Origin of the sequence: Flavobacterium reichenbachii, from assembly GCF_002217435.1 — a bacterium.
Classification (GTDB): domain Bacteria; phylum Bacteroidota; class Bacteroidia; order Flavobacteriales; family Flavobacteriaceae; genus Flavobacterium; species Flavobacterium reichenbachii.
The window spans coordinates 25,772-34,509 of record NZ_MUHF01000034.1 but is presented as its reverse complement, the minus strand read 5'-3'; the positions used below and the strand labels follow the sequence as shown (position 1 = coordinate 34,509).

Annotated in this window: 9 protein-coding genes; 6 read left to right on the top strand and 3 right to left on the bottom strand. The window is 32.8% G+C overall.

Going from position 1 to position 8,738, the window contains the following annotated elements:
- The first annotated feature begins 99 nt into the window (after positions 1 to 99).
- Positions 100 to 543, top strand: a complete 444-nt coding sequence (locus B0A68_RS22830) for a DUF6146 family protein (RefSeq protein WP_035683836.1) — start codon at positions 100 to 102, stop codon at positions 541 to 543.
- Positions 544 to 576: 33 nt separating this feature from the next.
- Positions 577 to 882 (top strand): DUF6787 family protein, encoded by a 306-nt coding sequence (locus tag B0A68_RS22825; RefSeq protein WP_035683838.1) that lies wholly within the window; start codon positions 577 to 579, stop codon positions 880 to 882.
- Here B0A68_RS22825 and B0A68_RS22820 read toward each other — a convergent pair.
- On the bottom strand, positions 879 to 1,175 hold the full coding sequence (locus B0A68_RS22820) for a hypothetical protein (protein ID WP_035683842.1): 297 nt from the start codon (positions 1,173 to 1,175) through the stop codon (positions 879 to 881). The genes B0A68_RS22825 and B0A68_RS22820 overlap by 4 nt on opposite strands.
- Positions 1,176 to 1,181: 6 nt before the next feature.
- A complete protein-coding gene (locus B0A68_RS22815; RefSeq protein ID WP_035683845.1) occupies positions 1,182 to 1,901 on the bottom strand; it encodes a phosphodiester glycosidase family protein in 720 nt (239 codons plus the stop codon).
- Positions 1,902 to 2,032: 131 nt separating this feature from the next.
- On the opposite strand from B0A68_RS22815, the gene B0A68_RS24875 reads away from it, so the two are divergent.
- The 3 genes from B0A68_RS24875 (at position 2,033) to B0A68_RS22800 (ending at position 5,240) form a co-directional block, all read left to right on the top strand.
- Complete coding sequence (locus tag B0A68_RS24875; protein ID WP_035683848.1) at positions 2,033 to 2,908, top strand: ABC transporter ATP-binding protein; 876 nt, start codon at positions 2,033 to 2,035, stop codon at positions 2,906 to 2,908.
- Positions 2,909 to 3,020: 112 nt separating this feature from the next.
- Positions 3,021 to 3,785 carry a TIGR02757 family protein gene (locus B0A68_RS22805; protein WP_035683851.1) on the top strand — a complete coding sequence of 255 codons (765 nt, stop codon included), beginning with the start codon at positions 3,021 to 3,023 and terminating at the stop codon, positions 3,783 to 3,785.
- Positions 3,786 to 3,887: 102 nt separating this feature from the next.
- Positions 3,888 to 5,240 carry a DEAD/DEAH box helicase gene (locus tag B0A68_RS22800; RefSeq protein WP_035683854.1) on the top strand — a complete coding sequence of 451 codons (1,353 nt, stop codon included), beginning with the start codon at positions 3,888 to 3,890 and terminating at the stop codon, positions 5,238 to 5,240.
- Positions 5,241 to 5,383: 143 nt separating this feature from the next.
- Here B0A68_RS22800 and B0A68_RS22795 read toward each other — a convergent pair whose 3' ends face one another.
- Positions 5,384 to 6,496 (bottom strand): lactonase family protein, encoded by a 1,113-nt coding sequence (locus tag B0A68_RS22795; RefSeq protein ID WP_035688052.1) that lies wholly within the window; start codon positions 6,494 to 6,496, stop codon positions 5,384 to 5,386.
- Between the two features lie 259 nt (positions 6,497 to 6,755).
- Between B0A68_RS22795 and B0A68_RS22790 the strand changes: the two genes are divergently transcribed.
- Entirely contained in the window at positions 6,756 to 8,684 is a 1,929-nt protein-coding gene (locus tag B0A68_RS22790; protein ID WP_035683857.1) for a vWA domain-containing protein, read from the top strand.
- Positions 8,685 to 8,738: the final 54 nt, after the last annotated feature.

The following is an 8,738-nucleotide window of genomic DNA, read 5'->3' as shown; positions in this document are numbered from 1 at the left end:
AAACAGCTTTTAATATTTTAGAAAAAGACAGCAACTTAGTACGTTATAACCTTAGAAGCTAAAAAATAATTCGTAAATTTAATCCTCAAACTTAGAGTTATGAAAAACTGTTTTTACATATTAGGTGTTTTATTCACGATCATTGCCTGCTCTACAACTGCAACAAATACAGCAGCTGTTACAGACAATTCGTCTACAACAAAATCTAATATTAAAGATACAGTGAGAATTGCAAACGACTCTTTAGAATATGAAGTTATCATTATAGACAATGGCTTTACAAGTTGGCTGGCTTCAAGAGCATTTCCCCGCAATTATCATTCTTTAAGTTTCCTCGAAAATAAAAATTATCAGTATGTAACAGAGTGGAACAATCGTGTTTTACAACCGCAGCGCTTTAGTCCGAACTTATATGAAATGACGATAGATTATCAGCCTCACATTCATTACGGATATGAAGTGAATTATTTAATTTACAACTACATGATTTATTTTCAAAATACATACAAACAAAAGCTCGGAGGTTATGTTCCGCAACGATAATGTTACTATATTTGTAATTGTTACAAATAAATAATGGAGAGATTAAAAAAGCGCTGGGGAATAACCTCAAACCTACAAGCCGTACTTATTTTCATCGTATTTGCCATCACCGGATCGGCATCTGCATGGGTATCCAGACCTTTTTGTGACTGGCTAGGTATTTACAAAGAAGATTTTGGAGCAGTATGGTTTACATTAATCCGCTTAATTATCATCCTTCCTATTTACCAAGTACTTTTGGTTGCCATTGGAACCATTTTTGGGCAATTCCGTTTTTTTTGGAACTTCGAAAAGAAAATGCTTAAAAACATGGGACTTGGCTTTTTATTCAAAGACTAATTTTTATCTTTTTTCCTAATATAATAAGTATAAAACCACGTTAACGTAAAAGAAGGAATTATATCTGTAAAAGGTAAAATCTCTTCTAAAAACGTAAAAAAACCAGCAACTTTACCTACTGTTCCTTTGTACATGTAATTCATAATAAAACCTGCAAGCGGCGCCCAGATTACATCTCCAAATTCTCCCACAAAAGGAATAGAAAACGAAAGCATACCAATTGCATCAAAAAGCAATCCAAGCAGCAGCTTTCTTTGTTTTTCTTCTTGTAATATAATTTCTTGTGTTTTCATTTAATTTTAATTTTTTGTTGTTACTGCAAATAATACACCAAAATTTCCGTCGGTCTGGATCCAGTTTTCAGAAGGCACATAGGCACGAGACACAAACCCGTCCAGATATAAGGCATTCCTGCATCCTAAATCCTTAAAATATTTTGCAAAATCATAAAAATTAATTTCTTTTTTTGACAGTACAAATACAATTTTATCACTTGGTAAAATTCCGATACCGTTTCTTATATTCACATTTGCAGAGCCTTCCTTAAAAGCTGGATGAATCTGATTATCGATCACCAGCATCGGACCAGATTGCGTAGCGTATTTAATTTTACCGTCATTCTGAAATTTTTCCGTTGTACAAATTTTAGGTACATTTCCAGACGTTAGATAAAAAACACCATTGGGTTTTAAATAAAAATTTCCCTGTGCTTCTGAAATATCCAGAGGTGACAAAACTTTTAGTTTTTCGATATAAAGACCTTGCGGCGAATTATCTTTCTTATACATACCACCATTCATAGCAAATTCAAGTTTCAATTTATTCTTTTCTGTCCAAAGCTTTAAATTCTGGATACTTCCAAAATTTTCACCTTTTTCATTTTTCCAAAACAATTTCAAATCCTGTTTTTTCAAATCGACAACGTAAGTCAAAAAACGATCTTCAGAATATATTTTGGCATTAATAAAAAGGGCAAGAAATAAAATTACCAGTATTGAAGTTACTATTTTTATTTTCATTTGTATGTGAATTTCATTTAAATATAAATAAAATTTCTAATAATCTCCTGCAAAATATTCTTCATAAAATTCTGTTACAACATTTTCCTATATCAACATAATCTTTGTTTCTTTGTAAAAACAGTTTCAAAATGATACACGCAAAAAATATACATAAATTCTATGATAAACTTGAAGTTTTAAAAGGAGTCGATCTGCATATTAAAAAAGGAGAAATTGTTTCGATTGTTGGCGCTTCAGGAGCCGGAAAAACAACACTTTTACACATTTTAGGCACATTAGATAAGCCAGAATTAAACCCAGATTCTTCACTCCACATAAACGGACAGGACATTCTGAGCCTGCAGGATATGGAGAATGACAAATCTAAAAAAAAGGGATTCAAAATTATCACTGCACTGGCAGGAACCTATTGTTGTGTACAGCTAATTGCTTTAATTTTCTTCAAAAGTAAATTGACAGAAACATTATTAGGAAATCTTATGATTCCGGTTTTATTAATTCCTGTAATCTCATTTTTTTTATATTACTTTCGATACTTTAAAAAAAAGAGTAGAAAAGACAAAATATTATCCCACTTTAGAAATTTGAATCTCGGGTTTATTTTTCAGTTTCATCAATTACTTCCCGAATTTACAGCTCTCGAAAATGTCTGTATTCCGGCATTTATGGCCAACAAACCTAAAGCCGAGACCGAAAAAGAAGCAAAAAAAATATTAGAATACTTAGGTTTATCACATCGTGTAAATCATAAACCAAACGAACTTTCGGGAGGAGAACAACAGCGTGTAGCCGTTGCAAGAGCTTTAATAAATAAACCCGATGTTATTTTTGCAGATGAACCTTCTGGAAACTTAGATACGCAGTCTGCAGAAAACCTGCATCAATTATTTTTTCAGCTTCGTGACGAGTTCGGACAAACTTTTGTAATCGTAACTCACAACGAAGAATTAGCCAATATGGCAGACAGAAAATTAATAATGGTCGATGGTTTAATTAGTAATTAGAAGCTGTTTCCTGCTATCCGCTTTATCTTTTTGTTTTTAAAGAAAAAACAAAAAGGATGTCGCTTCTATCAGGGCTAGGACTTTACGTATTTCAAGAACTTTCATTTTAAACATGACTCAAAAAGAACTCAAAGATTTTCTCGACGAAAAAGTAATTCAATATAACAATCAGGATTTCATAGAAAGTGATCCTGTTCAGATCCCGCATTTATTTAGTCACAAAGAAGATATAGAAATTGCAGGTTTTCTGAGCGCAACAATTGCGTGGGGAAATCGCAAAATGATTATAAAAAATTCGCACACAATGATGGAATTAATGGGCAATACACCCCATGATTTTGTCATGTCTCATTCTGACGAAGATTTGTCAAGATTAGAAAATTTTGTACACAGAACCTTCAACGGAAATGATTTTGCCGGATTTATAAAAGCACTGCAGAACATCTATAAAAACCATAACGGCCTTGAAGCTCTTTTTGCTAAAAATCAAGAAAAAAACAGCTTGCAAAAAAGCATTCACGAGTTTAAAAAAGTTTTTTTTGAGGTAGACCATCTCCCAAGAACTCAAAAACATATTTCTGACCCATTAAATAATTCTGCTGCAAAACGCATCAACATGTATCTGCGCTGGATGGTCCGCCAGGATTCTAAAGGAGTCGATTTAGGAATCTGGAAAAGTATTTCGCCCGCTGCTTTATCATGTCCGTTAGACGTGCATTCTGGTAATGTTGCCCGCAAATTGGGCATTCTGACCCGAAAACAAAATGACGGAAAAGCTCTTAATGAACTTGACCTTAAACTCCGCCAAATGGATGCTCAAGATCCTGTAAAATACGATTTTGCATTATTTGGATTAGGTGTTTTTGAAGGCTTTTAATATTGAAAATTAAATAGTTAGAACAATAAATTATCAGATCCTTTTAAGAATCTGATAAAGAAACCATGAATTTAACGTACATTTGCACAAAATTTAATGTAAATGAGTACTTTCGAAAAATTCAATCTTCCAAAATCACTGCAAAAAGCCATCGACGAATTAGGTTTTGTTACGCCAACTCCTATTCAGGAAAAATCCTTTTCTGTGATTATGTCCGGCCGTGACATGATGGGAATTGCACAGACTGGTACTGGTAAAACATTTGCATATTTATTACCGCTTCTTAAGCTGTACAAATTTACAAACACCAATACGCCAAAAATTGTAATATTGGTTCCTACTCGTGAATTAGTAGTGCAAGTTGTAGAAGAAGTTGAGAAATTAACCAAATACATGTCGGTTAAAACAATTGGTATTTTTGGAGGTGTAAACATCAATACGCAGAAAAAAGCCATGTACGAAGGTGTTGATATTTTGGTAGGCACACCGGGAAGAACAATGGATTTAGCTTTAGACGCTGTTGTGCGTTTTGACGAAACTCAAAAATTAGTAATTGATGAATTCGACGAAATGCTGAACCTTGGTTTCCGTACACAATTGACTGCATTATTGGCAATGATGAAAACCAAACGTCAGAATATTTTATTCTCTGCAACAATGACCGATGAAGTCGATGCTGTTTTGAATGACTTTTTTGATTTTCCAGAAGAAGTAACACTTGCTGCATCTGGAACTCCGCTCGAAAAAATTACACAGATTACTTATAACGTTCCTAATTTCAATACCAAAGTAAATCTTTTAAAACATTTACTGGAAACTGACGAAAGCATGAGTCGTGTTTTAGTCTTCGTTAATAATAAAAAGATCTCGGACATGCTTCATACTCGCATCGAAGAAAATTTTGAAGGTCAGTTTGGTGTTATTCACTCCAATAAATCTCAGAATTACCGTTTGAGTACAATGGCCGAATTTCAGGAAGGAAATCTTCGCGGATTGATCACAACAGATATTATGGCGAGAGGTTTGGATATTTCTGATATCACGCACGTAATTAATTTTGAACTTCCGGAATTAGCAGAACTTTACATGCACAGAATTGGACGTACAGGTCGTGCTGATGCAAGCGGAACTGCTTTAAGTTTTGTAACGCCTCGTGAAGAAGAATTTAAAATACAAGCTGAGATTTTAATGAATACTGAACTCGAGATCAGCAATTTACCAGCAGAAGTTGAAATTTCAGAAAAATTAATCGAACCTGAAAAAGACAGACAGCCGATAAAATTCTTAATGAAAAAACAAAAACTGGAAGGTGACGGAGCTTTTCATGAAAAATCTAAAAAGAATAAAAAAGTCAATTTAGGCGGCCCTTCTAAAACAAAAAAGAAAACACACGGTTCTGTTAATAGAAACATGCTAAAAACAAGAGATAAGAAAAGAAAAGATTCTAATAAATAGTTTTTTTCTATGGTTCAAAGGCTCAAAGTTGCAGAGGTTCAAAGTTTTTAACTTTTATTCTACATCTTTGAGCCTTTATATTTTTACTTGAAAGGCAAGAAGCCTTTGCACCTTTGTCCCTCTGCGTCTTTGAACCTGAAAAATTAAATTTTTGTAAACAACAACCCAACAGGCGAGCACAATTCAATTTTCTTTCCGCTGTTTTTAAGCTTTCCTGTAACTTTATCTCTTTTGAAAATAATGATATCATTAGTATATTGATGTCCTGCCAAAAGATAATTACCTGTAGGATCAATTGCAAAATCTCTTGGTCCTTTTCCTAAAGTACTTACCTGCTCTACCAATTCTATATTTCCTGTTGCAAGTATTTTATAAACAGAAAGCATGTTGACATCTCCACGGTCTGAAACATATAAAAATTTTCCGTCGGGCGAAATTTTTATTGCAGCAGAACTATTTGCGCCTTTAAAATCTTTTGGAATAATGTTGGTTTCTTTCAAAAGCTTTAAACTGCCGCTTTTATCATAAGAAAACGTTGTTAAAGTTCCGTCCAGCTCCTGAACCAAATAAACAAATTTACCATCTTTACTAAAGGTTAAATGTCTTGGCCCGCTTCCTTTTTTCACGTCAACTGTACTTTTTAAAGTCAGAACTTCATGTGCTGCTCCGGCATTATATTTATAAATAAAAATTTTATCCTGCCCTAAATCATTCGACAAAACAAATTTCTTGTCTGGAGAAAAAACAACCATATGCACGTGCGCTTTTTCCTGACGCGCCTCATTAGGTCCTTTTCCTTCATGCTGAATCAACTGTTGTCCTTCTGTGATACTTCCGTCAGCATTCTTTTTAAATACTGCAATGCTTCCGCCCGAATAATTGGCAGCAATTACATTTTTACTGTCGTTAATTAAATGGCAAGGATCAGCGCCTAAAGAAGAATTTGAGTTCAGCAACTTAAGTTTACCAGCTTTTGAATCATAACTAAAAGCGCTTACATTACTTTGATTTCCGTTTTCGTTTACAGCATAAAGAAATTTATTGTTTTCTGAGACAGATAAATAACTTGGGCTGATAACTCCTTCAGTAGTATTTTTAAGAGTAAAATTTCCTGATGCAGCATCAAATTCATAAATGTAAATTCCTTTGCTTGCACAAGTATTTGTATAGGTTCCTACTAATAAATTAAATTTACTTTGAGCTTGAACAGTTGTAAAAGTTACAGCTGAAAACAACAGCATATATAATCTCTTCATATTTTTCATTATTTTTTGAATATGCTAAAATAGGTAATAATATTGTTTCTTCGTTATAAATCAAATTTCAAAACTTATATTATTCAGATCTTATTATTTGAAAATTTTTCGAATCCATAAAAAAATTAGATTGAATTTTAGTACACTTTAAGTACTACGAACTTAAGTAACTTATATCGTTCAAATAAAAAAACAAATTTGTATTTTTGACCAGCAACTTTACTAAAGGCAAAACTTTGTGAAGTAAAATCAAGGCATAATGCATTTTAAACATCCCGAAATTCTATACTTTCTGTTTTTATTGATTGTTCCAATTTTGGTTCATTTATTTCAATTAAGACGTTTTAAAACTTCATTCTTCACGAATGTGCGCTTCCTGAAAGAACTTGCTGTACAGACACGTAAAAGTTCAAAAATCAAAAAAAGATTATTATTAGCCACACGCCTTCTGCTGCTTACTTTTGTAATATTGGCTTTTGCCCAGCCTTTTTTTGAAGCAAAAGACAGTAAAAATGCATCAAACGAAATGTATATTGTTTTAGACAATTCATTCAGTATGCAGGCGAAAGGCAAAAAAGGCGAATTACTAAAGCGTGCAGTTCAGGAATTATTAGAAAACACACCAGAAACCGCACAATTTTCTTTACTCACAAATACTGAAAACTATTGGAATACCGATATTAGATCGTCTAAAAGTGCACTCCAAAATTTAAAATACAGTGCGTCGCCATTTGAACTTTCGGCTATAACCGCTAAAATAAAAGCACATAAATCTGCACATAAAAAAGATATAGTGATCATTACAGATGCCGTCGGACTGGAAGAAAAAGATGTAAAAAATCTAGATTCTGACGAGAAACCTTATTTTATAGTTCCAGAAGCAGAACAAAAAAATAACATTGCAATTGACAGTGTTTTTATCAACCAGACTTTGGAAAATTTTTATGAAATTGGCGTGAGTTTATCGGCTTACGGTGAAGATTTTAAACCAGTTCCTATAGCACTTTACAATCAGAGCAAACTGATTGCCAAAACGATTATTAAATTTGATGCTAAGAAAAAGAAAGTAAATTTTACAATTCCAAAAGAAGCTTTTCATGGTTATGTATCTATTGAAGACAATGGCCTAACTTATGATAACAAACTTTACTTTAGCATTTCTAAAACCAAAAAAACGAATGTAATAAGCATTGGAGATGCTGAAAAAAGTAATTTCTTATCGAGAATTTACACTCCGGCAGAATTCAATTACAACAATTACCCTCTTAACAGTTTAGATTACAATAGTTTAGAAAAGCAAAATACTATTATTTTAAACGAATTAGAAGAAGTTCCTCAAGCTTTGCAGACTACCTTAAAAGCTTTTACTGCTAAAGGCGGTAACTTGGTAATTATTCCGTCCGAAAAAAGTTCGATCACAAATTTGAATACTCTTTTAGGGAATTTTGGAAAAATTCAATTTAAAAATATTGAGACTGGAAGCAAATTAATCACCAAAATTAATTTTGACCATCCTTTATTTTCAGGTGTTTTTGAGAATAAAATAACAAATTTCCAATATCCAAAAACAGCGAAATCTTTTAATGTATTAAGCCCTTATCCAGCTGTATTATCTTATGACGACCAAACGCCGTTTGTCACTGCGATTCAAAGTCCCGTTTCTGGAATTACCATTTTTACTGCGCCGATTAATTCTGTCAATTCAAACTTTCAGCAATCTCCTTTAATTGTGCCGCTTTTTTACAAAATGGGTCAGAACAACCAGAAAACTGGTGTTAGTGCTTTAACAATTGGCAGTAATAAGCCTTATTTTGCTGATGTTTTATTGACTAAAGATGCGATTTTAGAAGTAAAAGGAAACAAAGATTCGTTTATTCCAATTCAGCAGATAATGAACAACAAAGTCAAATTAACATTTAATGACTTTCCTGAAACTGCTGGAAATTACGGTATTTTTGATAAAAAAAATTGGGTAGAAAACCTGAGTTTCAATTATAACAGAAGCGAGAGCGATTTAAGTCTGGTCAATACAAGTGTAATTTCAGATTTTAAAACCGCAGATACGATTTCAACTATTTTTAATACACTGCAAACTGAGCGGACTGACAGCCAAATTTGGAAATGGTTTGTTATCTTTGCACTGTTATTTTTAGCATTAGAAATGGCCATTATAAAATTCATGAAGTAAAACGTAAAGTTTTATTTAAAGATAAATAAAACACACAGAAACATAGTTTTTAAA

Coding starts and splice junctions, on each gene's coding strand:
- B0A68_RS22815 (WP_035683845.1), bottom strand. CDS start 1,901: ATGAAAATAAAAATAGTAACTTCAATACTGGTAATTTTATTTCTTGCC.
- B0A68_RS22830 (WP_035683836.1), top strand. CDS start 100: ATGAAAAACTGTTTTTACATATTAGGTGTTTTATTCACGATCATTGCC.
- B0A68_RS22800 (WP_035683854.1), top strand. CDS start 3,888: ATGAGTACTTTCGAAAAATTCAATCTTCCAAAATCACTGCAAAAAGCC.
- B0A68_RS22825 (WP_035683838.1), top strand. CDS start 577: ATGGAGAGATTAAAAAAGCGCTGGGGAATAACCTCAAACCTACAAGCC.
- B0A68_RS22805 (WP_035683851.1), top strand. CDS start 3,021: ATGACTCAAAAAGAACTCAAAGATTTTCTCGACGAAAAAGTAATTCAA.
- B0A68_RS22820 (WP_035683842.1), bottom strand. CDS start 1,175: ATGAAAACACAAGAAATTATATTACAAGAAGAAAAACAAAGAAAGCTG.
- B0A68_RS22795 (WP_035688052.1), bottom strand. CDS start 6,496: ATGAAGAGATTATATATGCTGTTGTTTTCAGCTGTAACTTTTACAACT.
- B0A68_RS24875 (WP_035683848.1), top strand. CDS start 2,033: ATGATACACGCAAAAAATATACATAAATTCTATGATAAACTTGAAGTT.
- B0A68_RS22790 (WP_035683857.1), top strand. CDS start 6,756: ATGCATTTTAAACATCCCGAAATTCTATACTTTCTGTTTTTATTGATT.